Origin of the sequence: Lentzea alba, from assembly GCF_047445655.1 — a bacterium.
Taxonomy (GTDB): domain Bacteria; phylum Actinomycetota; class Actinomycetes; order Mycobacteriales; family Pseudonocardiaceae; genus Lentzea; species Lentzea alba_A.
The window spans coordinates 159,571-183,322 of record NZ_JAJAEG010000006.1; the positions used below are offsets into that span (position 1 = coordinate 159,571).

At 68.7% G+C, this 23,752-nt stretch carries 26 protein-coding genes; 9 read left to right on the forward strand and 17 right to left on the reverse strand.

Annotated elements, in window-relative coordinates; translation table 11 throughout:
• Positions 1-19 precede the first annotated feature (19 nt).
• A complete protein-coding gene (locus LFM09_RS11700; protein ID WP_414096392.1) occupies positions 20-766 on the reverse strand; it encodes a transposase in 747 nt (248 codons plus the stop codon).
• 108 nt (positions 767-874) lie between these two features.
• Entirely contained in the window at positions 875-1,642 is a 768-nt protein-coding gene (locus tag LFM09_RS11705) for an ISL3 family transposase (protein WP_414096393.1), read from the reverse strand.
• Between the two features lie 372 nt (positions 1,643-2,014).
• Here LFM09_RS11705 and LFM09_RS11710 point away from each other — a divergent pair, with 372 nt between their 5' ends.
• The 4 genes from LFM09_RS11710 to LFM09_RS11725 are packed head-to-tail and all read left to right on the forward strand — an operon-like array spanning position 2,015 to position 4,030.
• Positions 2,015-2,935 (forward strand): TIGR01777 family oxidoreductase, encoded by a 921-nt coding sequence (locus LFM09_RS11710; protein ID WP_414096394.1) that lies wholly within the window; start codon positions 2,015-2,017, stop codon positions 2,933-2,935.
• 1 nt (position 2,936) lies between these two features.
• The gene (locus tag LFM09_RS11715; RefSeq protein ID WP_414096395.1) at positions 2,937-3,188 is read left to right on the forward strand and encodes a hypothetical protein; all 252 of its coding nucleotides are present in this window, start codon (positions 2,937-2,939) and stop codon (positions 3,186-3,188) included.
• Positions 3,181-3,447: an SH3-like domain-containing protein gene (locus tag LFM09_RS11720; protein ID WP_414096396.1), complete on the forward strand. Its 267-nt coding sequence runs from the start codon at positions 3,181-3,183 to the stop codon at positions 3,445-3,447. Before LFM09_RS11715 ends, LFM09_RS11720 begins: the two co-directional genes overlap by 8 nt.
• Positions 3,440-4,030, forward strand: coding sequence for a nitrile hydratase subunit alpha (locus tag LFM09_RS11725; RefSeq protein WP_414096397.1), 591 nt, complete (start codon positions 3,440-3,442; stop codon positions 4,028-4,030). Before LFM09_RS11720 ends, LFM09_RS11725 begins: the two co-directional genes overlap by 8 nt.
• 188 nt (positions 4,031-4,218) lie before the next feature.
• Here LFM09_RS11725 and LFM09_RS11730 read toward each other — a convergent pair whose 3' ends face one another.
• The 5 genes from LFM09_RS11730 to LFM09_RS11750 form a co-directional block, all read right to left on the reverse strand.
• The gene (locus LFM09_RS11730; RefSeq protein ID WP_414096398.1) at positions 4,219-5,634 is read right to left on the reverse strand and encodes a serine hydrolase; all 1,416 of its coding nucleotides are present in this window, start codon (positions 5,632-5,634) and stop codon (positions 4,219-4,221) included.
• Positions 5,635-5,679: 45 nt separating this feature from the next.
• Entirely contained in the window at positions 5,680-6,264 is a 585-nt protein-coding gene (locus LFM09_RS11735) for a hypothetical protein (protein WP_414096399.1), read from the reverse strand.
• A 57-nt stretch (positions 6,265-6,321) separates the two neighbouring features.
• Positions 6,322-6,783: a hypothetical protein gene (locus LFM09_RS11740; RefSeq protein WP_414096400.1), complete on the reverse strand. Its 462-nt coding sequence runs from the start codon at positions 6,781-6,783 to the stop codon at positions 6,322-6,324.
• A 58-nt stretch (positions 6,784-6,841) separates the two neighbouring features.
• Positions 6,842-8,521, reverse strand: a complete 1,680-nt coding sequence (locus LFM09_RS11745) for a peroxidase family protein (protein ID WP_414096401.1) — start codon at positions 8,519-8,521, stop codon at positions 6,842-6,844.
• A gap of 120 nt (positions 8,522-8,641) precedes the next feature.
• Entirely contained in the window at positions 8,642-9,691 is a 1,050-nt protein-coding gene (locus tag LFM09_RS11750) for a glycosyltransferase (protein ID WP_414096402.1), read from the reverse strand.
• Between the two features lie 115 nt (positions 9,692-9,806).
• On the opposite strand from LFM09_RS11750, the gene LFM09_RS11755 reads away from it, so the two are divergent.
• Positions 9,807-10,130 (forward strand): STAS domain-containing protein, encoded by a 324-nt coding sequence (locus LFM09_RS11755; protein WP_414096403.1) that lies wholly within the window; start codon positions 9,807-9,809, stop codon positions 10,128-10,130.
• Here LFM09_RS11755 and LFM09_RS11760 read toward each other — a convergent pair.
• A complete protein-coding gene (locus LFM09_RS11760) occupies positions 10,127-10,666 on the reverse strand; it encodes a chorismate mutase (RefSeq protein WP_414096404.1) in 540 nt (179 codons plus the stop codon). The two genes, LFM09_RS11755 and LFM09_RS11760, sit on opposite strands and share 4 nt — an antisense overlap.
• A 27-nt stretch (positions 10,667-10,693) precedes the next feature.
• On the opposite strand from LFM09_RS11760, the gene LFM09_RS11765 reads away from it, so the two are divergent.
• A complete protein-coding gene (locus LFM09_RS11765; RefSeq protein ID WP_414096405.1) occupies positions 10,694-11,050 on the forward strand; it encodes an RNA-binding S4 domain-containing protein in 357 nt (118 codons plus the stop codon).
• On the opposite strand, the gene LFM09_RS11770 is transcribed toward LFM09_RS11765, so the two are convergent.
• The 3 genes from LFM09_RS11770 to LFM09_RS11780 are packed head-to-tail and all read right to left on the reverse strand — an operon-like array spanning position 11,047 to position 15,082.
• Positions 11,047-12,483 carry a DUF4419 domain-containing protein gene (locus tag LFM09_RS11770; protein ID WP_414096406.1) on the reverse strand — a complete coding sequence of 479 codons (1,437 nt, stop codon included), beginning with the start codon at positions 12,481-12,483 and terminating at the stop codon, positions 11,047-11,049. The two genes, LFM09_RS11765 and LFM09_RS11770, sit on opposite strands and share 4 nt — an antisense overlap.
• Complete coding sequence (locus LFM09_RS11775; protein WP_414096407.1) at positions 12,461-13,357, reverse strand: NAD-dependent protein deacetylase; 897 nt, start codon at positions 13,355-13,357, stop codon at positions 12,461-12,463. Before LFM09_RS11775 ends, LFM09_RS11770 begins: the two co-directional genes overlap by 23 nt.
• Before the next feature lie 27 nt (positions 13,358-13,384).
• On the reverse strand, positions 13,385-15,082 hold the full coding sequence (locus LFM09_RS11780; protein WP_414096408.1) for a cellulase family glycosylhydrolase: 1,698 nt from the start codon (positions 15,080-15,082) through the stop codon (positions 13,385-13,387).
• 94 nt (positions 15,083-15,176) lie between these two features.
• Here LFM09_RS11780 and LFM09_RS11785 point away from each other — a divergent pair, with 94 nt between their 5' ends.
• The gene (locus tag LFM09_RS11785) at positions 15,177-16,544 is read left to right on the forward strand and encodes an AMP-binding protein (protein WP_414096409.1); all 1,368 of its coding nucleotides are present in this window, start codon (positions 15,177-15,179) and stop codon (positions 16,542-16,544) included.
• Positions 16,545-16,577: 33 nt separating this feature from the next.
• A complete protein-coding gene (locus LFM09_RS11790; protein ID WP_414096410.1) occupies positions 16,578-16,967 on the forward strand; it encodes a GyrI-like domain-containing protein in 390 nt (129 codons plus the stop codon).
• Here LFM09_RS11790 and LFM09_RS11795 read toward each other — a convergent pair.
• Genes LFM09_RS11795 through LFM09_RS11810 form a run of 4 tightly spaced genes read right to left on the reverse strand, consistent with a single transcriptional unit; the run spans position 16,960 to position 21,522 of the window.
• Positions 16,960-19,023 carry a hypothetical protein gene (locus tag LFM09_RS11795; protein WP_414096411.1) on the reverse strand — a complete coding sequence of 688 codons (2,064 nt, stop codon included), beginning with the start codon at positions 19,021-19,023 and terminating at the stop codon, positions 16,960-16,962. The two genes, LFM09_RS11790 and LFM09_RS11795, sit on opposite strands and share 8 nt — an antisense overlap.
• Positions 19,024-19,064: 41 nt before the next feature.
• Positions 19,065-19,961, reverse strand: a complete 897-nt coding sequence (gene bla, locus LFM09_RS11800) for a class A beta-lactamase (protein WP_414096412.1) — start codon at positions 19,959-19,961, stop codon at positions 19,065-19,067.
• 45 nt (positions 19,962-20,006) lie between these two features.
• On the reverse strand, positions 20,007-20,837 hold the full coding sequence (locus LFM09_RS11805) for a phosphatase PAP2 family protein (RefSeq protein ID WP_414096413.1): 831 nt from the start codon (positions 20,835-20,837) through the stop codon (positions 20,007-20,009).
• A 25-nt stretch (positions 20,838-20,862) separates the two neighbouring features.
• On the reverse strand, positions 20,863-21,522 hold the full coding sequence (locus tag LFM09_RS11810) for a TetR/AcrR family transcriptional regulator (protein WP_414096414.1): 660 nt from the start codon (positions 21,520-21,522) through the stop codon (positions 20,863-20,865).
• Positions 21,523-21,596: 74 nt separating this feature from the next.
• On the opposite strand from LFM09_RS11810, the gene LFM09_RS11815 reads away from it, so the two are divergent.
• On the forward strand, positions 21,597-22,154 hold the full coding sequence (locus LFM09_RS11815) for an ester cyclase (protein WP_414096415.1): 558 nt from the start codon (positions 21,597-21,599) through the stop codon (positions 22,152-22,154).
• Here LFM09_RS11815 and LFM09_RS11820 read toward each other — a convergent pair.
• Positions 22,151-22,756 (reverse strand): response regulator, encoded by a 606-nt coding sequence (locus LFM09_RS11820; RefSeq protein WP_414096416.1) that lies wholly within the window; start codon positions 22,754-22,756, stop codon positions 22,151-22,153. The genes LFM09_RS11815 and LFM09_RS11820 overlap by 4 nt on opposite strands.
• Entirely contained in the window at positions 22,753-23,715 is a 963-nt protein-coding gene (locus tag LFM09_RS11825; protein WP_414096417.1) for a sensor histidine kinase, read from the reverse strand. The genes LFM09_RS11820 and LFM09_RS11825 overlap by 4 nt, the downstream gene beginning before the upstream one ends.
• Between the last annotated feature and the right edge of the window lie 37 nt (positions 23,716-23,752).

The window sequence follows — 23,752 nt, forward strand, 5'->3', positions numbered from 1 at the left end:
CGTGATCTGGCCCGTCCGATCACTCGGTGAGCAGGACGCGTTTGCGGAGTAGGTCGGGTTTGGCGCGGCCGAACATCTGGCGTTTGAGCATCTTCAGCCGGTTTACGTGACCTTCGACGATCCCGCTGTTCCAGTGCAGCGTGAGTCCGGCGGTGACCGCATCCTGGTCGCGACGCAGACCGCGGACAAACGACGGAAGTTCTGGCTGTTCGTCGGCGTCGACCGCGGTCATCCACGCCTCTAGGTCCTGGCCGCGCAGCGAGCACATCATGGTGGCGAACGCGCGGACGTGGGCGACCAACTCCGTCAGCTGAGGACTGGTGGCGAGGAAGGCGTCCAGCTTCGCTTGGTCGACCGAGTCGATCTTGGCCGGGTCGGTCATGATCCAGCAGACCGCCTGGCGGACCGATGGCGGTGTGCGCGGCGGCCGGGGAATGTGCACTTTGGTGCGGAACTGGTGCAGGTAGTGGCGCACAAGGGATTGACCTCCTCGGTAGCCACGGGCGGTGATCTCGGCGAACAGCACGGCGGCATTGGTGCACCCTGCGTTCCAGCGCTGGTGCAGGTAGGGCTTGAACTCTTCGAGCAGGCTGGGCCGTCGCCCGGTTCCATTGCGGGTCAGCAACTCCTCGACCGTGCCGGCGCGGGCGAACCGGCGGACCGTACCGCGTGAGAGACCTAGCGGCTGCAGATTGCCCTGATACCAACACCTTCGGTGAGTAGCGCGTGCACCGCTGCGTGCCGTTCCCGCGCTCGGACCGCCCACCGATCCGTCCGATCACTCGGCTCGGTGGGCGTCGCAGCCTCGCGGTGGTCACCGGCATCACATGGGCTCTCACCATCAGCGACCACGCCCGTGTCCTCGACATCGCTGTCACTTGATGGTCAGCGCGGCGACCAGACAGCCCCGATGCCGGGCGACGGCGCGTTCGACCGCGTCGGCGAGGTTGCGCCAGACATGCCACCGGTCGGCGACCTGCACCGCGTCCGGCGCGCCGTCGCGGACGCCCTCGGCGTAGGCGCCGGCTCGATCCCGGCAGACGATCTCCACGCCGGGGTGAGCGCGCATCCAGTCGGCCACCGTCTGCGCGGTGCGGTCGGTCAGCACGTCGACCGGCCGGCGGGTCTCGATGTCGATCAGCAATGTGCCGTAGTGGTGGCCGCGGCGCAGGGCGAAGTCGTCGACCCCGAGCACTCGTGGCGTGGGTGGTTCGGGGTCGGGCAGGCCACGCACGATGCGCAGTAGTGTCATCCGGCTGACCGACGCGGCCAGCTGCCGGGTCAGCCGCGCACCCGCACGGCCTCCTAACGCCAACGCCACCGCGCACAACACCTGCTGCAGCAGCGCGGTCCGGCGGGCGTACCGATCGGCCAGGCCGGGCACGTGCTCGGCGAACGTCTTCCTGGCGCAGTCGGTGTTGTCGCAGAACATCCGCCGGACCTGCAGCCGAACCAGAACCTCTCGACCCGCGGCTGCGGTGTCGGACAGCTGACGGTAGTAGCGACTGTGCACCCGGCCCGACATCGTGCCGCAGCTCGGACACGCCGTCGGCGCCGCATTGGTCCGGGCCTCAACCCGCACTACAGGGCCCGATGCCGCCACCGCGTCGATACGCACGCAGGCCAGATGCGGCCAGAGCACTCCAACCAGATCAAGATCAACACACGCCGACAATGATCAACTACTCGGCTTGCGCGTCAGACACTGGGGTCATCACGGAAACCGTGCCAGAGCTAGTTTTCACGCTTCGGCGACACGAACAACTCGGGATCCCTATGGATTGTCGACAACGCAACCCGCCCCTTGGCGACCACCCACTCAACCGGCGCAACACGCAAGGCACCGGACCACGCCCCGCAACCACCTACGAAACAAGTCCACAGAAACCCGGGTCGGTGAAAGGCGAAGCCGTGCCTGCTTGCGCAACCGCCACCCGGCCCTCGCAACCCGCCACCCGGCCTGAGCGGACTCTCAGCTTGCCGGGGCTAGCGTCAGCCGCGAGGGGGCAAGAAGATGAAGATCGTGATTCCAGGCGGCACCGGCCAGATCGGCGGCGTCCTGAACCGCGCACTGACCGCGGCGGGCCACGAAGTGGTGATCATCAGCCGCAACAGCAACGTCCGCTGGGACGGCCGGACGCTGGGCCCGTGGGCAAGCGAGATCGACGGCGCCGACGTGGTGATCAACCTGGCCGGCCGCAGCGTGAGCTGCCGGTACACGGCGGAGAACCTCCAGCAGATGATGCGGTCGCGCGTGGACTCGGCGCGGATCGTCGGTGAGGCCATCGCCAAGGCGGACGACCCGCCCGCCGTCTGGTTGCAGATGAGCACGGCGACGATCTACGAGCACCGGTTCGACGCACCGAACGACGAGGCGACCGGGATCATCGGCGGCAAAGAACAGGACGTGCCGGGCTACTGGGCGTACAGCGTCGAGATCGCCAAGCGCTGGGAAGCCGAGCTGAACGAGGCCGACACGCCGAACACGCGCAAGGTCGCTCTGAGAGCCGCGATCGTGATGAGCCCGGACAGGGGCGGTGCGTTCGACTACCTGTCGTGGCTGACGCGGCTCGGGCTCGGCGGACCGATAGCAGGTGGGCGGCAGTACGTGTCGTGGCTGCACGACGAGGACCTCGTGCGCGCGATCGCCCTGCTCATCAGGGAACCGATCAGCGGCGCGGTCAACCTCGCCGCACCGAACCCGTTGCCGCAGAAAGACTTCATGCGCGACCTCCGCAAGGCCTGGCGGGTACCGATCGGTCTGCCCGCGACCAGGTGGATGGCCGAGATCGGGGCGTTCGCGATCAGGAGCGACACCGAGCTGCTGCTCAAGAGCCGGCGGGTCGTGTCGAACCGCCTGAAGGAGGCCGGATTCGAGTTCCACTTCCCCAACTGGGCGGAGGCGGCGCAGAATCTGGCTGAGCGCAGGAGGTGAGATGCCGAGGATCAACGACGTCGGCGGGCAGGACGGCTTCGGACCGGTGCTGGAGGAGCTCGACGAGCCGATGTTCCACGCCGACTGGGAGGCGCACGTCTTCGCCATGAACCGGGCGCTGATCGGGCGCGGGCTCTACAACCTCGACGAGTTCCGGGACGCGGTCGAGCGGACGATGTCGCACGAGTCGTCGTACTACGAGAACTGGTTCCGGGCGATTCAGACGTTGCTCAAGGAGAAGGGCCATGTCTGAGCGGTACGCGACCGGTGACCGGGTCAGGACGTCCACTGTGGACCCGGACCACCACACCCGGCTGCCGCGCTACGCCCGCGGCCGGACCGGCACGGTGATCGGCACCGACGGCGTGCATCCGCTGGCGGACCTGCGCGCGCAGGGAGTCGAGCGGCCGCAGCCGGTGTACCTGGTGCGGTTCAGCGCACAGGAGCTGTTCGGGCGGGGGGACCACGACGTGACGCTGTCTCTTTGGGAGGACTACCTCAGCGATGAGTGACGACCACGACGACTCCCCGATCGCGGCACGGGTGCGCGAGCTCGAAGCGGCCCTGGAGGAGAAGGGGCTGCTGGACGCCACCGAGCTGGACCGCGCGCTGGAGGCGTTCGCACACAAAGCCACGCCTGCCAACGGTTTCCGGGTGGTGGCGCGGGCGTGGGTCGACGACGACTTCAAAGCACGCCTGCTCGACAACGCCAACGACGCGCTCCCGGACGTGGGGCTGTCGATGGGCGGCGGACTGCAGGTGCAACGGCTGCACGTCGTGGAGAACACCGAAGACGTGCACAACGTCATCGTGTGCACGCTCTGCAGCTGCTATCCGATCGCGCTGCTCGGACCGTCCCCGACCTGGTACAAGAGCCCGGCCTACCGGTCCAAGGTGGTCAGTCACCCGCGCGAGGTGCTGGAGCAGTTCGGGCTCACGTTGCCGGAGAGCACGAAGATCCAGGTGTGGGACGCGAACGCCGAGTCGCGGTACATGGTGCTGCCGAAGCGGCCAGAAGGCACCGAGCACCTCACCGAAGCCGAACTCGCGGAGCGAGTCACGCGCAACGGGCTGATCGGTACCGCGGCCGTGTGACACGACCGCGGTGCCGGGATCAGGGCGTTGCCGAGGAGACTCATGGGCGGCGCGGCCGCTCCCCTGGCTCGGCCGCGCACGACTCACTTCGGAGTCGGTCGGCATGGCGTCACCACAGGCCCGTGACACGCAGGAACGCCGCCCCAAGCGGGACGGCGTTCCGTTGTGGTGCGAGCGTGCGCGTCCGACTACAGGTTCTTCATGATGTTGTCGATCGCCTTGCCGAGCTTCGCGTACTTCTGCGTGTACAGCACGGGGAACACACCCGGCGGGTCGGCCGGGCGGTCGGCGTCGACGTAGTCGGTGCCGAGGTTGCAGAAGACCACGACGATGTAGTTCCGCTTGTCCTTGCCCCGGAACGACTTCACGATGCCCGCGTCGGAGCCCGTGGTGTCGACCCAGCCGGTCTTGTGCGCGAAGGACACCTCGGCGGCCTCGTTGCACGGGCGGACGTCACGGTCGTAGACCGCGTCGCCGACGGTCACGGTGCCGTCCGCCTTGATCCAGCGCGCCGGCACCTGCTGCGGGATGCCCTGGACCGGGTAGTCGCGGCCGCACCAGTTCGAGGTGGACAGCATCTCGTTGTGGCCCTGGCCGAGCAGCGTGTCCTGGAAGAACTTCCGGGACGTGGGCAACAGCTCGTTGCGGGTGACGGCCTTGCCCTTGTCCGTCGTCCACAGCACGCCCCCGCCGCCGTTGATCAGCAGCAGGAGCTTCGCGGTGTCGAGGCCGCTCATGTTCGAGCCGATCCAGCGGCCGCCGTTCTCCGGGATCGTGCCGGTGACCATCAGGGTCGGCATGCCGAGGTCGACGAACGTCTGGTTGACCTCGTCCCACGCCTTCAGGTCGTGGATCAGCTTGATCAGCGCGCAGGTGGACTCGTTCTGCGACTTGGTGATCATCTCGTCGAAGTGCTGACGGATCTTCTTCACCGTCGGCCCGCCGCACGCGGGGCGCACCGGGTTCGGGTTGTAGTTGTAGTCCGCGTCCAGGTCGATGCGGCCCGCGTCGGCCAGCCGCAGCACGCCGAAGCCCACCATCAGCTTCAGCACCGACGCCGGGTACGGCGAGGAGAAGTCGATCGGCGCGTTCTCCCGGCCGGCCAGCACGTCACGCGTGCCCTTGCCGCCGTTGACGTCCCACTCGGTGTCGTCCCACCAGCGGTACCGCACCTTGTCGGTGGACAGGCCCTTGTTCTTGACCGGAACGACGACGCCGTTCGGGTACTGCGGGCTGAGCAGCACGTTCGCCACCGACTTGGGACGGCCGAACGGGTCGAGCTCGATGATCGCCGCGTCCATGTTCGGCGTCTGGTGCAACGGCTTGCCCGCCGCCAGCGCCATCCGCGCCCGGGCGCGGTTCATCAGCTCGGCCGGGCTCTGGTCGTACTTCTCGTTCTCGCTGAACGCTCTCGCCGTGCCGCCCTCTTCCGGCGGCGTCAGGTCGATGACGTCCTTGAAGTTCTGCGCGGCGATCGCCTCACGCAGCCGCTCCGCCAACGGGTTGCCGTACGCCTCGTCGTTCTGGGCGCTGGCGACCGGTGCCAGTGCGGCACCCGTCAACGTGAGCGCGGTGCACAGCACGGTGAACCGCTTGAGCTTCATTCACTCCCCCACTTGGGTGTTCACGCTGACCAGCCCCTGTGCCGGTCAGTGCGTCTTCGGTGTGTAGCAGCTGCCCTCACCGTTCGTGCCGTCCACGGAAACCCACACCGCGCCCGGCTGCAGGCTCCCGAACACGCAGGTGGTGCGCTCGGTCGGCCCGTTCTCGACGGTGATGGTGAACGAGACCCCGGTCGCGTAGGACGCGGCCTGTTCGACCAACGGCTTGAACGCGGCAAGCGCTTTCTTCGTTGCATCGACGGAGAAGTCGCCCGACCCGCAGATCCGCTCCAGCTCCGGACGGATCTTAGCGAGGACGTCGCGTCCCGATTGGACACCCTGTGCGCTCAACGGTTTGCGCTGCTTCCAGCGGTTGTTCTCGGCCTGGTGCGGCGCGACGTCCGGAGTGGCGCCACCGGTGGGAGCCGCCGCGACGGTCTCGGTCGCCGGCGGCCGCACTTCCTCCTGCACCGTGCACGGACCGGTAGGTGGCACGCTCGTCGGCACCGTCAACTGCGGTGCAGCCGTGTCGATCGGATAGACCCCGTCGCCCTTCGGTTGCTTCACCTGGCCACATGCCGTGCACAACAACAACAGCAGCAGCACGGCCAGCGCCCCCAGCGCTCTCCCCATGGAGATCACCATACAGAAGCGGGAGCCGCCCGATCCGGTGATCGAACGGCTCCCGCGTCATCGCACCCGCGGGTGCGATGAGGCGATGACCACCGCGGCGGCGACGGTCACCAGGTTCTTCAGGATGTACTGAGCTTCGAACGACGCCTGCAGTGGTCCGTGCCACATCTCGGCCGGGAACAACACCAACGGCGTTGACACCAGCACCACGTGTCCGACCAGCAAGGCCGCGGTCACCAAAGGCACGCGGAAACTCAGCAGAACCAGTGCGATCCCGATTTCGGTGATCGCGGCACTCACTCTCGCCAAATCCCCGTGGATGATCCCGAACGTCAGCGCGGAGACCGTGCGTTGAACGAGATCCTCGGCAGGGCTGCCACCGGGAAACAGCTTCAGCACGCCGAACCAGAGGTACACGACCCCGAGTCCAGCTCGCAGCAGCGGAATTCCTGTCTCACCGGCGAACCGCACAACGCGTTCCTCGGTGCTGCCGCGGCGGGTAATTCCTGGACGCAACATCGATCTCCCTCTCCTGTCTGACTGCCACCACCCAGCCAGACAGGAGAAGCGAAGGAGATCAGTTGCTGGGCGGGTCCCCCAGCGGGTTCAGCAGGTCGGCCTTGCCCTCGAAGGCGAACAGCAGCAGGTCGACCATGCGGAACGTGCTGGAGTCCGGGCCGAGCGTGGGCCGCCAGTACGGCGAGCGCACGATCGAGATCCGGCTGCCCTCCATCGCGCGGTGGAAGACCTCCGCGGTGATCCGGCCGCCGACCGGGCCCATCAGGCCGTTGCCGACCTCGGCCTCGCGCAGGATGTAGAACCACAACGGGGTCGCGGCCACGAGCTGGGCCTTCTGCTCGTCCGACAGGCCTTCGACGACGGCGCCGCCGTTGCCGACGAGGATCTCCTCCTCGGTCAGCGGCTCGACGCCGAACAGCTCGGCGATCTGCTGGCCCGAGGCGAGCTCCATCATCGAGGCCCTGGTCAGGTTCCGGAACGCGAGGTTGCGCTCGATCTCCCGGAACTGCGTGCCGCGGCCGCCGAACGTGCCGGCCGGCAGCGCCTTCAGCGGGTCGACCAGCAGCGTGTCGATCCGCTTGGTGACGTTGCCGCCGTCGAACTCCTCCGGTGCGACCAGGTCCTCCCGGTCGGCCTCGGTGAAGTCGTAGAGCCGGCGGAAGTCCGCGATCCAGTTGCTGGGCAGCGTGAAGATCTCACCGCGGTTCACGTCGTCGAGGTCGATCGGCAGCGCGGAGGACGGGTCGAAGTTGCCGCTCACACCCGTGAAGGTGAAGAGCTGGAACAACGTCGCGATCCCGACCGGGCCGCCCGAGCGGAACACGCGGTTCCACTGGTACGCGCCGCGGACCTGGCTGTGTCCGAAGCGGTACGACGCGACCGAGAACTCGATCGGCATCGTCGGCGCGTTGTCGCGCCGGTACCACTTGCCGGGCACCTCGAAGAACTTGCGGCCGTTGGTGAAGACGTCGTCCACGATCTCCGGGTCGATGATCCGCGGCAGGTGGTCGGTCTTCAACATCCACTGGTAATGCCGCACCACGAGCTCCTTGGCGGCGCGGAACAGCCGCTCACCCGTGAGGCCGGTGAGCGCGAGCTCGTCGACCACGCGGTTGTGGAAGCGGATGAACGCGAGGTGCGTCTGCGCCACCGCGAGGTTCTCGTCGTTGCGGGCGTCCGGGATCAGCGGGAGCCGCCGATCCGCCGCCGTGCCCGCCGTGCCACCGCGGCGCGGCAGGTCGAACCCCTCGAACGGCACGTTGGTGCCCTCGTCCGGGAACGGGACCGGCGTCGTCGTGCCCACCTTGAGCTTCACGCCGTCCTCGGCGTAGAAGACCTGGTCGTCCTTGTCGCGCGGGCCGCGGCCGTAGACCGAGTCGAGGTCCAGCGCGGGCGAACGGCCCTGCGTGAGCTCGTCGAGGTTGACGTCCTGGCCGAGCTGCGACTCGGTGCGGTCCATGGTCAGGTCGTGGTCGACGAACTGGCCGAGGTAGGTGAACCCCGCCGGGACGGCCGGGTCCTCCGAGTCTGGCTGCGGGACGTCGGCGGTGATCGCGGTCGCGAGTGCGACGCGAATCTCCTCGTCCGTCCGTTCGCCTTTCGGCCCCAGCCGCGAGAACCGGAACCTGCGCAACTCCTCCGCCGTGGAGGGCTGACGCGTGGTGGCCTCACCGTTGTCACCGAATTCCAGCACACCTTCGCCCACGACGAAGAAACTGTCGCGCACGTGCCTCTTCATATTTCCCCCTGTTTTCCCCTCGTTCAGGCGACCTGTTCTCCCCAACAAGCACCTGCCCCAACACCAGTCTCCAGACGGACGAAAATACCGTCGAAGCTTTTGACCAAAACCAAAACGTCGTCACACAGCGGATACGAGATGGTCCGGAATCTCCGTGAACACGGGCAGTGCGGCCATCTCCCCTGAGAATTTCTCAGCCTTGTCGTAGTAAGCCCGCGTCTCCAGCACGTGCTGAATGCGTTCAGCGAGAACGGTGGCAGTCAGTCCCTTTACTTCCACTGACACACCGGCTTTGAGATCTTCGACTCGGGCCGCGTTGCGGGGTTGATCGGCGAACAGCGGAATGCACGTCATCGGCACGCCCGCGGTCAATGCCTCCCGGACGCTGCTGTAGCCCGCGTGCGTCACGAACACCTTGGCGGTGCCGAGCAGCTGCTGCTGCGGGATCTCGGGTTCGAGCCGGACGTTCGAGGGCCGCGGTCCGGTCCAGTCGCCGCGGCCGATCGCGACGACCGAGCGGGCCGCGACCTTGCCGAGCGCCTCGACCACGAGGTGCGGGAGCTTCGAGCCGCTCATCAGCAGGCCGGCGTTGGTACCGAAGGTCGCGACGATCTCCGGGGCCTTCTCCCAGGTCTCCTGCTTGATCGGCACCCGGTAGTGGTGCTGGGAGGGGTGCCAGGACGGCGGGGTCAGGCCCGCGGTGAAGCTCGGCTCGGTCGCGCTGACGTCGAACCTGGCGCGGACCTTGTCCATCTGTTCGCCCAGGTCCGGGATCTCGTGCGGGGCGAACGGGGCGATTTCGAGCAACGCGTGCGGGATGCCGAGCACCTCGGCGGCGATCTGGCCGCCGTACTCGTTGGTCTCGCGCAGGATCACGTCCGGCTTCCAGTTCCTGGCGAAGTCGAGGATGTTCGCGGCGGCCTTGACGACCAGGTCGTGAGCGAACAGCGGCACCTTGAGCACGCCGTCGCGTTCCGGGATCCACGGCGGCGGGCCGAAGTCGGACGGCGCCGGCACGTCCGGGAGCGTGACCGTGTGGTCGAGGTGCCCCATCGCCGGTCCGGTCGCGATGACCGCCTCGTGGCCTCTGTCTCGCAGTGCTTGTGCCAGCGGCGCGACGGCCGGGGTGAGGTGGGAGTGGATGGGCAGCGAGGTCAGCAGGACGCGCACGTGGGATCCCCTCTCAGCGGTACTTCGAGGGAACTCCTGCCGGGGTTGGCCCGACAACCTGGAATCCGTTCAGCGGACCGGTTTCCGATCGGTCTTCTCCGGGTACCTGTGCGGGATGCTCGTCGTCACGGCTTCCGAGTCGTCACCTGCCTACACCGTGCTCACCCTCTCCGGGGAACTCGACACATCAGGCGCGGAACGGCTGCTCACCCGCCTCGACCGCCTCCTCGACCACGGTCACCGGCACGTCGTGCTGGACCTCACCGGCGTCACCTTCTGCGACTCCAGCGGAGTGTCCGCGCTGGTCCGCGGACACGCCCGCGCGTCGGCCGCGGCGGGCCGGCTGAGGCTCTCCGCCGCGTCGCCTCAGGTGACACGGGTGCTCGAACTGTCAGGGCTGGCCCGGATGCTCGGGCTGCAGTCCACAGTGGAGGCTTAGTTCTCGGTGCAGACCGTTCGCATCGCCTCGGCCAGTGCGTTCTCGTGCAACCGGTCGAGGCGGTGCAAGACCACCGCTGACCGTTCCGCGATCGTGGCGTGGATCTCGCACCTGAGGCCGGGACGGCGAAGCTGCTCGGTGTCCTTGAGCTCGGCCAGGACGTCCGTCGTGAGCCGGTCCAGGATCGGGCGCACCTCGGTGCCCAGGTCGGGGCGTCGCGTCGGCACTTCCTCCGGGTGCTCGGTCCAGCGCGCGTAGAGGCGGCGCTGCACGAGCTTGTTCGCCTCGATCTGCGCGCGGAAGAACGTCGCGGCGTTCTCGGGGTCGAGGCTCAGCTGTTGTGCTTTCACGCGGACGGTGTCGAGCACCTGCTTCTCGCGCACGGGGTCGTCGATGGGCTGGGGTGTGCCGAACTTGGCCGCTGCCACCAGGTCCGCTACTTGGACGCGCTTCACGGCCAGGTCCGTGAGCTCACCGAGCGGGTCGACGGGCGTGAACGACGCGGCGAGGGTGAGGGCGACCGCCAGGATCCTCATGATCTTCGAGAGTGCCATGATGTCGGGGTGGAGTCCACGCGCATCGACCGCTGGCTGTGGGCGGTCAGGCTGACGAAGACCCGCCCGGACGCCGCGGCGGCGTGCAAGGGCGGCCACGTGCGCGTCAACGACAAGCCCGTGAAGGCCTCCGCGACCATCGTGCCCGGCGACCAGGTCCGAGCCCGCGTCGGCGACCGGACCCGGATCGTCGAGGTGGTCCGCGTGATCCAGAAACGGGTCGGCGCGGCGGACGCGGCCACGTGCTTCATCGACCGCACTCCCCCGCCGCCCAAGGAGCTGCCGATCGCGCAGCGGGACCGGGGTGCGGGGCGGCCGACGAAGCGCGAGCGGCGGGTTTTGGACCGCTGGCGCGCGGAGAACTAGTCCTCGTAACTCATCTCCACGTCGACGAGCTTGATCGTCTCCAGGTGGTCGACCTCGCCGTGGTCCAGCACCGATTCGAGCAGCATCGCGAGGGACGTGCCGAGCACCGGGACGTCCTCGGCACGATCGCCGGGGCGGAAGATCACCCAGTGGCTCAGGCCGGTGAGGAAGTCGCCGACCTCGCCGACCAGGCGCCCGTCCGCGAGGTCGAACACCACGTCGACCGAATGATTGCCGACGGACTCGTAACGGCGTGCCCTGTTCTCGCGGAGCCGCCACGCGCCGCCGTGCAGCGACACCGTGCCGAAACGTCCGTAGAGCGCGATCAGCTCGCCGCCGCCCTGCACCCGGTCGAACAGGCTGATCTCGTGCCCGGCCGCTTCCACCGTCTCCCCGGTTGGAAGGGAAGGCTCCCACTCGTGCTCGGCGGCGATGCGGTCCAGCACCGCCTCGATGCTCGGTGGAGCAGCTACCACCGCCCAGCCCGCCACGGGCTCCAGTGCGCCGTCCTCGTGCCGGGTGACCCCGACCAGACCCGCGTCGACCGCAACCGCGCTGATGTCGCTGCCGTCATTGACGTTGATCACCGCACGGCACAGCGTGGCCGGCACGGATCGGGTGTCGATACCCGGCCTGGTGCTTTCGCGCGGTTCACCGACCGGGAGGTCGAGCATGTGGTTCGGCACGGTTCCTTTGACGGAGACCTCCAGGTACGGGTAGAAGCGTGTGATCCATCCGGTGACAACCTCGGCGCCGTATGCGTCGATCGGGTTGTAGATGCGCTTCCAGAACGCCGTGTCCGGGTTGCCTTCGGCGGCGCGGACGAACTCGTCGATGATCAGGACGAGGGAACGGCACCAGCGCTCCAACCCGAACCGGGGCAGGTAGGCGAGCCGCGCACGGATCTCGCGCCAGTCGTCCGGCGTCCCGGTGAGGGTGATCGACGGGATGCCGCAGATCGCGACCATCCAGTAGCCGAAGTAGGGCGAGTACGCGTCGAGCATGGCAATGCGGCCGGCCAGGCGTTCGACGGCGGTGCTCGTGCTGAAGTCGCACTCGAAGATCGTGTCGCCGATCTGCTTCGAGAGGCGCTCCACGACGGTGTCCCAGGTGTCGTCCGGACCGTAGAGCACCGTGAGGCGTTCCTTGCCCTCGTGGCCGACCAGAACCGGCCGCAGTTCCTCGGCGTGCTGCTTCACGTGATCGGCGATGCCCCGCGCGATGGTCAGCCACACCGCGTCCGGTGACAGGACCAGCGGCCGGTGCTCGGCGAACGCCTTGCCGACCGCGTGCAGCAGCGGGTGCACGCCGTTGGGCTTGAGCACCCGTGCGTCACCGCCCACCGCCCGAGCACCGGGAAACAGGTCGGCTGTCGGGCGAGTGGGCAGGGCGTCCGTGACGGGCGTGACGTCATCGACCGGGAAGGTCACCATTCCCGGACTGTAGAACGACCTCCGCCAGCGATGTGAGCGATTTGCCGAGCGGCAGGTCCACCCGCAGTGATGCGTACGGGTCGCCGCGCGTCTCACCGCGGTTGATGATCACGACCGGCAGACCGGCTGCGGAGGCGCGCCGCACGAACCTGAGCCCGGACATCACCGTCAGCGAGGAGCCCAGCACCAGCAACGAGCGGGCGTTGTCGACGAGCTCATAACACTGCTCGACGCGCGGGCGCGGCACGTTCTCGCCGAAGAACACGACGTCCGGCTTGAGAACACCGCCGCACTCCAGGCAGTCGACGACCTCGAAGCCGCGCACCGCCTCCTCGGGCAGGAAGACGTCGCCGTCCGGGTTGATCTCGTTGGTCGTGGCGGCGAACGAAGGGTTCGCCTCCCGCAGGCGGCGGTCCAGGTCCAGGCGCGGGGAGAGCAGCCTGCAGTCCAGGCAGATCACGCGGTCCAGGCCGCCGTGCAGTTCCACGACGTCCGAGGAGCCCGCGGCCTGGTGCAGGCCGTCGACGTTCTGGGTGATGACGCCGGACAACTTCGAGGACAAACGGTGTACGGCGTGGTGGCCCGCGTTGGGGTGGGCGCGGGCGATGGTGCGCCAGCCGACGTGGCTGCGGGCCCAGTAGCGGCGGCGGCCCGCGGCGCTCGTCGTGAACTCCTCGTAGGTCATCGGGGTGTGCTTGCGCAGGGACCCGCCCTCGCCGCGGTAGTCCGGGATGCCGGACTCCGTGGACAGGCCCGCGCCGCTGAGCACCAGCACACCACCGTCGGCGACGATCGGGATCACGTCGTCGAGGGTGGAGGTGCGCGGCAGCGACGGGCCTGACGGAGACCAGGTCAGAGTGGGCCTTGTTCGCACTTCACCAGGTTACGTACCGGCTGCAACTCACCAGCTCTGGTACCACTGCCGCAGCTCGGCCTCCGCAGCCGCAACGTTGCCTCCGGAAGCGGCCGTGACCAGCGCGAACTGCCGTCCGGTGCCTCCTCGAAGGAGCAGCCGCGAGCCCTCCACCACGGACGACGCCGAGCTCACGACCAGCGGCGAGCGCAGCGACTCGGGCAGGTGCAGCTCGGTCGGCGCGGCGCCGCCGTTCGAGTCCCAGACCAGCACCGCGAACGGAGCCGAGCCGACCAGCGAGCGCACCGCGGGCAGCGGGATCTGCTGCCAGGTCTGGTAGGCGCGGTCCTCGTAGGTGAACGCGAGCGTGGTGCCCGCGACGGCCTGCGGGTAGACGCGGTCGACGAGAGCGCGTTCGACGGTGAGCACCGGGTGGCCGGCCGCGTCGAGCTTGACCGCCGAGAAGTGCTCGTCGTTCATCGCGTCGCCGTCGGTCTTGACCTTGTCCGGGTTGTCGTTCATCAGCTCGCGGTGGCGGCCGTAGTTGGTGTCCCAGTGCCACTGGCTGCCGGAGATCACCGTGCCGCGCGGCGCCGACCACCAGCGAGCACCGGAGGACACCGAGTCGAGGCCCTGGTAGATCGCCTTGAGCACCGAGGAGGTCTTGTCGGAGGTGTAGCCCGAGACCGGGTGCCCGAACTCGGAGACGATCGCGGTGGTGCCGTGCGCCGCGGCGCGTTCACGGATCGTGCCGAACGCCTGGGTGTACTGGCCGTCGCCAGCCTTGCCCGGCATCAGCACGCCCGACTGGGCCTTGCCGTCGTAGAAGTGCGCGTTGAACACGAACCGGTCGCCCAGCGCCGGCACCAGAGTGAGGCCGCCGGGCTCGGCGAAGAACTCCACGTTCTGGTTCCAGAACACCAGCGGTTCCACGAAGGCGGGCTTCGAGGTCCAGCCCGCCTCATCCATCTCGGCCCGGAAGCGGTGGTAGAACGGCATCAGGAGATCGCGCTCCCACTGCTGCGAGGTCTGGCCGCTGTCGTACTTGCCGGCGTAGGGCTCGTTCAACGGGTCGACGCCGACGACGAGCTTGAACTCGTTGGCGGGCAACGCTTCCCGGACGTGCTTCATGGCTTCACCGGCCGCGTTCAGGAACGAGTCCTGCACACCGTCGCGGTTGTGCCAGAAGTCGTAGGTGGCGGCGGTGACGGCGTTGTTGTTCTTCATGTTCTGGCCCCAGTGGAAGCACAGACCGCACGACTCCTTGGGGTAGCCGCTCGCGGCCCACGCGGGGGCACCGTCACCGGTGTACCAGCTGTCCTTGTTGAACAGATGGCGCGAGTACAGATCCTGGTGGAAGTCGAGGTAGGCGCGGATCCCCTGGTCGGTGAACGCCCGCAGCTGCGCCGTCACACCGTCGAGGTACGCGTGGTCGATCTGGCCGCGCACCGGTTCGATCCACGCCCAGGTCAGCAGGAACCGCACCGCGTTCGCACCCGTCAGCTGCTTCATCGCGGTCGCGGACTTGCGCGCGTCCGCGACCGACGCGAACGGCAGACCGCGGTACTCGGCGAGTTTCGCCGTGCCCGAGACGTTGAAGCCGCGCAACACGACCTCGCGGCCGTGCTCGTCGCGGAACACCCCGCCGGACACCCGGAGCTCGGTGCCGTCGAACGACTCCGCGCGCACCGGGGTGATCACCAACGAGAAGAGGAACAGGACTGTCAGGAGCACAGCTCGCCGCATCGCCGCCGCCTTTGGGAACGTGAACGAGATTCGCATTCCACGGTAGCCGACGAATTGGCGTTCGACTAGGGTTTCGACTGCGAAGGGGGATCGCATGGCTCGCTTGGTGCACAACACGTTGAACGCGTTCGACGCATTCGACGATCGGCTCGCCCTGATCGAAGGCGATGTCGAATTCACGTACCGGGAACTGCTCGCGGAGATCAACCGGTTCGCCCGCGCCTTGTCCCGGCACGGCCTGAAGCGCGGCGACGGGCTGGGCGTGCAGTCGGGCAACCGCTGGGAGCTGCTGGTCCTGAAGTTCGCCGCGCAGGTGCTCGGGCTGCGGTTCGTCGCGATGGACCCGAGTCACGTCGTCGGTGGGCTGCCGTTCCTGGTGCAGGACATCGACGCGGCGCTGATCCTGACCGAGGACGACCTGGGCTCGTTCGCGTCCACTGAGGACTCCACCGAACCCGTTGCGGTGCAGGCACTCGATTCCGACATCGCGCAGCTCGTCTACACCGGCGGCACGACCGGGGAGTCGAAGGCCGTGATGCTGACGTTCGAGGCCTTGGAGTTCGTCACGGCGTCGTTCGCCGCACGCCCGCCGTACCCCGCAGACACCCGGCTGATCGTGGTGACGCCACTTGCTCACGCGCTCGGCACGGTCGGACCGGCGTTGATGCGACTGGGAGTTCCACTGGAGATCCACCGCGAGTTCGAGGTCGGGTCCTTTGTGGACGCGGTGAAGCGTGCCGGCTCGGCGGCCGTGCACTTCTACCCGTCGTACCTGTACCGGTTGCTGGACGAGGCCGGCGAGATCCCGGGCCTCGCGCACGTGACGACCGGCGGCGCTCCCCTGCTGCCGTCGCGCTACCAGGAGGCGATCGACCGGTACGGCCCGATCGTCGCGCAGGCGTACGGGCAGTTCGAGAGCTTCGCGATCACCTATCTCGACCACGGCGACGCGGCGGATCACCTGACGTCGGTGGGGGAACCGGTGCCCGGCGTGGAGCTGAAGATCGACGGCGGACACGTGCTGGTGCGTTCACCCGGCACGATGACCGGCTACTGGCGCCGCCCGAACCTCACCGCGGAGGTGCTGCAGGACGGCTGGCTGCGCACCGGCGACCTGGGCTCGCGGGTGGACGGCCATCTTCACCTGGCAGGCCGCGCGGCCGAGGTGATCGTGGTGAACGCCGACACCTGTTACGTGGCACCGATCGAGGCCGCGCTGGCGAGCCACCCGGATGTCGCGCAGGCCGCCGTCGTGGGCGTGCCGGACGCCCGAACCGGCCAGGCGATCCACGCCGTCGTCGAACCGCTGCCCGGCCGCTCCCCCGACTCGGACGTGTTGCGGCGCATGGTCAGCGAGCAAGTCACACCCGAGCACGTGCCGCAGCACGTGACGTTCGTCGACCGGCTTCCGCTCACACCACTGGGAAAACCCGACAAGAAGGCACTGCCGCGGCCGCACTGATGCCACCGGGAAACGCGAAAGGACGACTTGACCATGGCCGACCTGATCACCCGCGACGACGTGGAAGTCCTGCAGCACACCGTTGCCGACGAGCTCACGGCGATGGCGGAGGCGTGGAACTGGTTCGAGAACCTCGTCGGCCTCAAGGGCCGCAAGATGTTCGCGCGCATCGACGAGACGGCCGGCACGTACACCATCTGCACGCCACGCAAGCCCGGCGACTCGTACGACCTGACCATCGGCACGCTACCCGGTGGCAAGTACCGGCGCACGGTGCTGGAAGGCGAGCCGCCCGAGCTGTACGGGCGGATCGGACCGGCCATGGAGGAGCTCAAGGCGCAGGCACCCTGGGACTCCTCCAGGCCGCTCGTCGAGTTCTACCGCCGGCACACCGTGGTCGAGCTCTGGGTGCCGGTCACCTGACGGCCGCGGTCAGCGCGTCCACCTGCAGCCGCGTCGATCCCTCCGCCCGCACGACGATCCGCACGGACCGGGTCTCGTCGCGCAGCCGGACGTCGGACCCTCGGTGCCGCAGGTAGTTGAGGCCTTCGCCGACGGCGACGGGCTCGGTCTGCGTGGCACCCACCTCACGACCGGCCGAGTCGAACTCGGTGATCACGAGCCGGACCGTGCCGTTGCCGCGCAGGATCGCGTTGGGCGTCAACGTTCCGGGCTGCACCGGAACTGTCGCGTCGACCTCCAGCACAGACGGCGTCGGCGAGGTGGCCTCGCGGAGGGTGCCGCAGTCCGGCACCAGGCTCCAGCGCGAACACAGCACGCCGAATCCCGGCTTCGCCCGGTTCCTCGTGAGGTGGCCGAACCCGATGCTGTTCGGGTGCGGCGGCGTGCGCGGGTCGTCGTAGAGCTCCCAGGCCAGGGTGATCGGCACCCGGAGGTTGTCGAGCGTCTGCAGCGTTTGCCTGGTGTAGTCGGCGTGTTCGCGTTCCTTCTGGTCACTGGGCACACCGTTGTCCCAGGTCGACCGGCCGATCTCGCCGACGAGCACGGTGGCGGCGGGGAACTTCTGCCTCAGTCCGCGCACCGCGCCGTCGAGCAGGTCCAGGTTGCCGTAACCGTGGACGTCGACGAAGTCCATCGGCTTGCCCAGCAACGCTTCCGCGAGGTCCGCGCCGTCGGTCGACGCGTGCATCACGGAGATGCCGCGCTTGCCCCTCGGCGCGGCGGTGCGGTCGTAGACCATTGCCACGTAAGCGCTTTGAAGGTTCGGCTGGTTGCCCCGCACGCCGGACGTCTCGTTCTGCAGGTCGTAGTAGAGGACGCTGTCCGGCACCGCGGTCTCCAGTGCGGTGATGTAGCCGTTCATCCAGTCGGCACTGGTGCCGGTGAACTCCGCCCACTTCTTGCGGTCGCTCTGCCAGTTCGGGTTCGTCAGCCAGCTGTTGCCGAACGCGACCACGAGCCGGACGCCGCGCTGCTTCGCGATGCCCGCGAGGTCGACCAGGTTGCGCGACTGCGTCGGCGTGCTCTTCTCCGGCCACAGCACGACCCTGGCGAGCGTGCCGCCGGTGGACGCGATCACGTCGAAGTCCCGCGCGACCTGGTCACGCACCTGCGGCCAGGTCGCGTCGTCGAGGTAGTCCTGGTAGCGCTTCTCGTGCTCCGGCAGGTAGTTGAAGCCGGCCCAGCCGCGTGAGTTCCGCAGCACCGTGACGCTCGCGTGCGACACGACCTGGTTGCCCTCGTAGACCCGCACGACCTTGCGGTCCGCGCCCTGGGTGCTGATCGCGGCCGATCCGCCGCTCAGCACGGTCTCGGTTCCGTCGTCGTTGACGAGCCGTGCCTCGCCTCCGGTCCAGCGCACCGTGGCGGTGCCGCCTGCGTTGACCACGGGCTGGTCGAAAGCGGCCGTCGCGCCGGAGTCCGCGGTGACGACGAGAGTGTCGAGCAGGTGTTCCTGTGCCGTGCCGGACCACAGCGTGAACACCGTGGTACCGCGGCTGATCCAGGTGATCCGGCCCGTGCCGGACGGGCCCTGCGCGTACAGCTTCTGCGGGTTTCCGTTGTGCGACACCCACACCTGGGCGTCACCCAGCTTCGTCGCCCAGGTCAGGTCGATCGTGCCGGTGGTGCCGGGTGCGAGCGCGAGGTGCGTGCGGTCGGCGCTCAACCGGCCCGGCAGCCGCCCGGTGCTGCTCGTGGTGCCCAGGACGGTCCCGAAGTTCGGTCCACCGCGCAGCTCGAACGTCGTGGTGGTCTCGGCGTGGAGGTACGGCCAGGCGGCGCTGCCGTTGGTCTGCTGCCGCCACAGCTTGGCCGCCTTGCCGGTCTCCCGGATCCAGATCTGGACCACTTGGTTGCCGTCGGTGTGCCAGCTGACGTCGACGGACGCCGTGTTCTGGCCAGGTGCGAGCGTGACTTCCGCTGCCGACACCGTGATTTGGTTGCTCGCGTGCGCTGGTGCCACGAGCGTGGCGACCAGTGCCAAGGCGAGCACGATCGATCTCCCCCAGGTGCTCATGCACCCCATCTGACCAGACGGGGTGCATGAGCGAAGGGGTTTCAGGCGAACGCCGCCGCCACCAGTTCCGCGGTCTTGGCCACCAGCGGTTCGTCGGCAGGAGCGTCCTGCTTCGTCTTGGTCGACAGCACCGCGATCACGATCGGCGCGCGGCCGGGCGGGAACGCGATGCCGACGTCGTTCGTGGTGCCGTACTTGCCGGTGCCGGTCTTGTCCCCGAGCCGCCACGCCACTGGCAACCCGGCGCGGATCCGGTTCGCGCCGGTGGTGTTCGCGAGCAGCCACCGGGTGAGCTGGTCGGCGTCGGGGCGGTTCAGCGCGTGGCCGAGGGTCAGGCGCGCGTAGCTCTGGCCGATGGCGCGCGGCGACGTGGTGTCCCAGTCGCAGTCCGGCTCGGCCGAGTTGAGCTCCGGCTCCCTGCGGTCGAGGCGCGTGACCGGGTCGCCGATCGAGCGGCTGAACCGCGTGATCGCCTGCGGACCGCCGAGCTCGGTGAGCAGCAGGTTCGCCGCGCAGTTGTCGCTGTAGGTGATGGTCGCCTCGCACAGGGCCGAGACGGTCATGCCGTTCGCGAGGTTCTCGGGCTTGCCGGTGATCGGCCCGTAGCCGGACTTGTCGACGTCCGCCTTCGTGTAGCGGATCACCTTGTTCAGCAGCTCGCCGTTGACGTCGCGCCGCAGGATCGCGGCGGACGCGATGGTCTTGAACACCGAGCACATCGGGAAGAGCCGGTCCGCGCGATAGGCCACTGTGCGGCCGTTGCCGGTGTCCGTGGCGAACACGCCGAGGTACCCGCCGTGTTCCTGTTCGAGGTCACGCAGCTTGCCGGTGATCGTCGAGGCGTGCGCCTGCGCCGGCACGGCGACGGCCAGCGCGGCCCCCGCCCCCAGTGCCAGCAACGAACGACGGTTGACGTTCAACGTCCTGTCCCCCTTCATCGTGGACCTCCCACCTGAAGGGACGCACGAGAGATCAACTGGTTGCTATTCGATCCGGCGCCAGCACGCGAGGAAGGTGAGCGCCGCGATCAGCGACCCGGCCGACGCGAACGTGCCGGCGCCCAGGTAGATCACCCACGGATCAGCCTGCAGACCCTCGCTGGCCAGCGGATATCCCCACAGGATCAGGCCGAGCGCGAGCGTTGCGGCCGCGATCAGCGACCAGAACACGACCAGCACGACCCGGCCCCGGCGCTTCGGGCCGGTGTAGGGCTTGATCGACCCCTTGCGCTGCAGCCACCACGAGGCGAGGGCCGCGATGGACAGCGCGATCGCGTCCGCGGCGAGGGTGTCGCTGAGGCGGTGCCACTTCGCCGTCAGCGTGTACTGGCCGATCGCGGTCGCCCACGGCAGCACGAAGAACAGCATCACGCCGCGCCACTTCCACGGCACCACGATGATCGCCGCGAACAGCACGGTCATCGCGATCGTGGTGTGGCCGCTGGGCAGGCTGTTGTGCGCGTAGTCGCCGGTGACCTCGACCAGCGCGGGACGCGGGAGGACGAACCGCTTGAGCACCTGCACGACCAGCTGCCCGGCGACGATCACGCCGACCGCGGCGATCGTGAGGTCCCAGCGCTTCCTGAGCACGCCGACCAACGCGACTGCCATCACGGCCGCGGCCAGCGAGTAGATGGTGATCTGGCCCAGCGCCTGCCAGGCCGCGTCCGTCTCGGTCACGTTGTCCTGGTCGGCGCCGCGCAGGGCCGCGTTCTCGATCGTCTGGCCGGCTCTGGTCAGCACCGCCAGCACGTAGACGAGCGCGGCGACCACGAATCCCGCGGCCGCGACCACGGGCCACCGTCGAAGGTTCACGGCGCCGAGTCTGCCGCCGTTCGGCCTAGCGCGCTCCTCGAAGATCAATGCGGTCGAGCACGGCGGTGATCGCGAGCTCGACGGTGTAGTCGAACTCGGCCTGGCGGTCGAAGCGGGCGAGATGCGGCGCGACCTCGGCCACCGCGGGGAGTCCGGACGCCGCAAGGGTTCCCCTGCGGTCCCCGTCGTCGCTCCCGAACGTCGGGGCCGCTTCGACCTCACGCAGCAACGTGCCGATCAACGTCGCGAGCAGCATTCGCAGCAGGTGCACGGCTTCTTCGGCTTCTGCGCCCGCGGCGAGCAGCACCGCCAGCACCTCGTTGACGGGTGCGAGGCCTTCCAACGACGAGAGCTGGCGGGTGAGCACGAGCGGCGCGGCCTGTGGGTGCTGGAGTGCGCGGGCGCGGAAGCTGCCGGCGATGGCGCGCAGGTCGTGGCGTGCGTCGCCGGTGCGGGGCGGCAGGACCAGGCCGGCCAGGAGCTGTTCGGCCACGGCGTCGAGCAGGCCGTCCTTGCCGTCGACGTGGTTGTAGAGGCTCTTCGCGTCGACGCCGAGCACCCGCGCGACCGATCGCATGCCCACCGCGGCGATGCCTTCCGCGTCGATCACCCGCAGCGTCGCGTCGACGATGGACTCGCGGGACAGCAGTGGCGTTCGCGGGCGGCCGCGGCGGGTTTCCGTCACCTGTCCATTGTGCCTTGCGGATGCCCACGGTGTGGGTTTAACGTCGATAACCCACACCGTGGGTAAGGAGTCCCATGTCTTCCCGATTCGTGCTGCCCTCCGAGGACGTCCTGCGCGCCCGAGAGAAGCTCGTGCTCGACCACTTCCGCGACGAGGTGGCGCACGACTGGGACGCCACGCTCTCGACGTTCCCGCACCCGCACTACGAGATCATCGCGCAGATGGTCGTGCACGACGGCGACAGCGCGGTGCGGCAGTACTACACCGACACGCGCGTGGCGTTCCCCGACCAGCACCACGAGCTGATCTCGTTCCGGCACAGCGTCGACGCCGTGATCGTGGAGTTCTGGCTGATCGGCACGCACCTCGGGCCGTTGGGCAAGATCCCGGCCACCGGCGGCTCGCACCGCACGCGGATGAACGCGTACTTCATCTTCGACGCCGACGAGAACCTCGTCACCGAGCGGATCTACTTCGACCAGCTGAGCGTGTTGAAGCAGGTGATCGGCGGTATCGACCGGAAGAAGCCGAGCGGGCTGCGCAAGCTGCTGCAGGTGTTGCGCGGCATGCTCGCGATGTCAGGCGGGAAGCCCGATCCGCGGCTGGTCGACACGACCCCGCCAGAGCTTTAGAGCCGGATCAGCTTGCGTTCCACGGCGGTCGTCACGGCCGCCGTGCGCGTCTCCACGCCGAGCTTCGCGAAGATCCGCACCAGGTGTGTCTTCACGGCGGCCTCGCTGATGAACAACGCCTTGGCGATCTCGCGGTTCGACAGGCCCTTGGCGAGGTTCTCCAGGATCTGGACCTCCCGTTTGCTCAGTTTCGGCGCGGGCCCGCGGACCTGGCGCAGCAACCGTTGTGCGATGTCCGGCGACAGCACCGTCTGGCCGGTCGACGCGGTGCGCACGGCTTTCGCGAGCTCCTCGGGCGCGCAGTCCTTGAGCAGGTAACCGATCGCGCCGGCCTCGACCGCGCGCACGATGTCCGCGTCCGAGTCGTACGTCGTGAGCACGACGACCTGCGGCGGGTTCTCCAGCACGCGGATCCTGCGCGCGGCCTCCACGCCGTCGATCCCCTTGCCCAGCTGGAGATCCATCAGCACGACGTCCACAGTGGATGCCTTGGTCAGCGCTTCCTCGCCGGTAGCGGCCTCCACCACCTCGAAGTCGCGCGACAGCAACCCGACCAGTCCGAACCGGACCACCGGGTGATCGTCGACCACCAGCACCTTCACGGCGTCGGCACCGTCACGGCCACTGCGGTTCCCTCCCCCGGTGCGCTCTCCACGGACACCGTGCCACCGAGTTCCGCGATGCGCCCGCGGATCGAAGCCAGCCCGTAACCGCGGCCCTCCACCGGAACCACCGCGGCCGGATCGAAGCCGCGGCCGTCGTCGACCACGTCCAGCGTCACGGCGTCGCCCAAGTAGGACAACGTGATCGCGACCTTCGACGCCTCAGCGTGCTCGGCAGCGTTGGCCACAGCGCCCTGCGCGACCCGCAGCAGCGCCACCTCGGTCTGCACGCTCAACGGATAAGGCTCGCCGTCGACCTCCACGTGCGAGCAGAGTCGGTGCAACGCGTCGACCAACGTGCCGGGCAGCGGGGACAGATCGCGGACGAACCTCCGTGCCTCGGCCAGGTTCTCCCGCGCGACCTCCGCGGCCCGGTCCGCCTCGCCCAGCTCCAGGAGCAGGTTGATGCTGGAGAAGCCCTGGGCGAGGGTGTCGTGGATCTCGCGGGCGAGCCGCTGGCGTTCCTCAAGGACGCCGGCCTCGTGCAGCAGCCGCGCCCGGTCGAAGAACACCGCCGCCGTCAGCACCGCGACCCCGACCGGCCCGAGCACCAGCGACAGGTCGAACGTCGCGGCCAGCCGGATCTGGGCCAGCACCACGGCGAACGTCAGCACGGCCGCGATCGGCAACGCCACCCGCGGCCTGAGCTGCCGCAGGCACTGGAAGAACAGCGGGATCGCGCACCACCCGAAGCTCGGCGCCAGCCAGACCAGCACCAGCCACACCGCGAGCACGACCGGCAACGCCCGCGTCCACCGCACCCCGGCCGGGTAGACGAGTCCGAGCCCCAGAGCCAGCCCGAGCACCACGAGATCGGCGCCGTGGTACGCGACGTACCGCGCCGCCGACGCCGTCAACAGCACGTAGAAGCCCGCGTGCATCGCCCGGTGCAGCCACACGTCGGCGACTGTAAGCGCTGACCACGACCGCGCGGGT

Excerpts from the sequence above, each read along its gene's own strand:
- LFM09_RS11710 (WP_414096394.1), top strand. The coding sequence starts at position 2,015 with ATGAAGATCGTGATTCCAGGCGGCACCGGCCAGATCGGCGGCGTCCTG.
- LFM09_RS11715 (WP_414096395.1), top strand. The coding sequence starts at position 2,937 with ATGCCGAGGATCAACGACGTCGGCGGGCAGGACGGCTTCGGACCGGTG.
- LFM09_RS11720 (WP_414096396.1), top strand. The coding sequence starts at position 3,181 with ATGTCTGAGCGGTACGCGACCGGTGACCGGGTCAGGACGTCCACTGTG.
- LFM09_RS11725 (WP_414096397.1), top strand. The coding sequence starts at position 3,440 with ATGAGTGACGACCACGACGACTCCCCGATCGCGGCACGGGTGCGCGAG.
- LFM09_RS11730 (WP_414096398.1), bottom strand. The coding sequence starts at position 5,634 with ATGAAGCTCAAGCGGTTCACCGTGCTGTGCACCGCGCTCACGTTGACG.
- LFM09_RS11735 (WP_414096399.1), bottom strand. The coding sequence starts at position 6,264 with ATGGGGAGAGCGCTGGGGGCGCTGGCCGTGCTGCTGCTGTTGTTGTTG.
- LFM09_RS11740 (WP_414096400.1), bottom strand. The coding sequence starts at position 6,783 with ATGTTGCGTCCAGGAATTACCCGCCGCGGCAGCACCGAGGAACGCGTT.
- LFM09_RS11745 (WP_414096401.1), bottom strand. The coding sequence starts at position 8,521 with ATGAAGAGGCACGTGCGCGACAGTTTCTTCGTCGTGGGCGAAGGTGTG.
- LFM09_RS11755 (WP_414096403.1), top strand. The coding sequence starts at position 9,807 with ATGCTCGTCGTCACGGCTTCCGAGTCGTCACCTGCCTACACCGTGCTC.
- LFM09_RS11760 (WP_414096404.1), bottom strand. The coding sequence starts at position 10,666 with ATGAGGATCCTGGCGGTCGCCCTCACCCTCGCCGCGTCGTTCACGCCC.
- LFM09_RS11770 (WP_414096406.1), bottom strand. The coding sequence starts at position 12,483 with ATGGTGACCTTCCCGGTCGATGACGTCACGCCCGTCACGGACGCCCTG.
- LFM09_RS11780 (WP_414096408.1), bottom strand. The coding sequence starts at position 15,082 with ATGCGGCGAGCTGTGCTCCTGACAGTCCTGTTCCTCTTCTCGTTGGTG.
- LFM09_RS11785 (WP_414096409.1), top strand. The coding sequence starts at position 15,177 with ATGGCTCGCTTGGTGCACAACACGTTGAACGCGTTCGACGCATTCGAC.
- LFM09_RS11790 (WP_414096410.1), top strand. The coding sequence starts at position 16,578 with ATGGCCGACCTGATCACCCGCGACGACGTGGAAGTCCTGCAGCACACC.
- LFM09_RS11795 (WP_414096411.1), bottom strand. The coding sequence starts at position 19,023 with ATGAGCACCTGGGGGAGATCGATCGTGCTCGCCTTGGCACTGGTCGCC.
- bla (WP_414096412.1), bottom strand. The coding sequence starts at position 19,961 with ATGAAGGGGGACAGGACGTTGAACGTCAACCGTCGTTCGTTGCTGGCA.
- LFM09_RS11815 (WP_414096415.1), top strand. The coding sequence starts at position 21,597 with ATGTCTTCCCGATTCGTGCTGCCCTCCGAGGACGTCCTGCGCGCCCGA.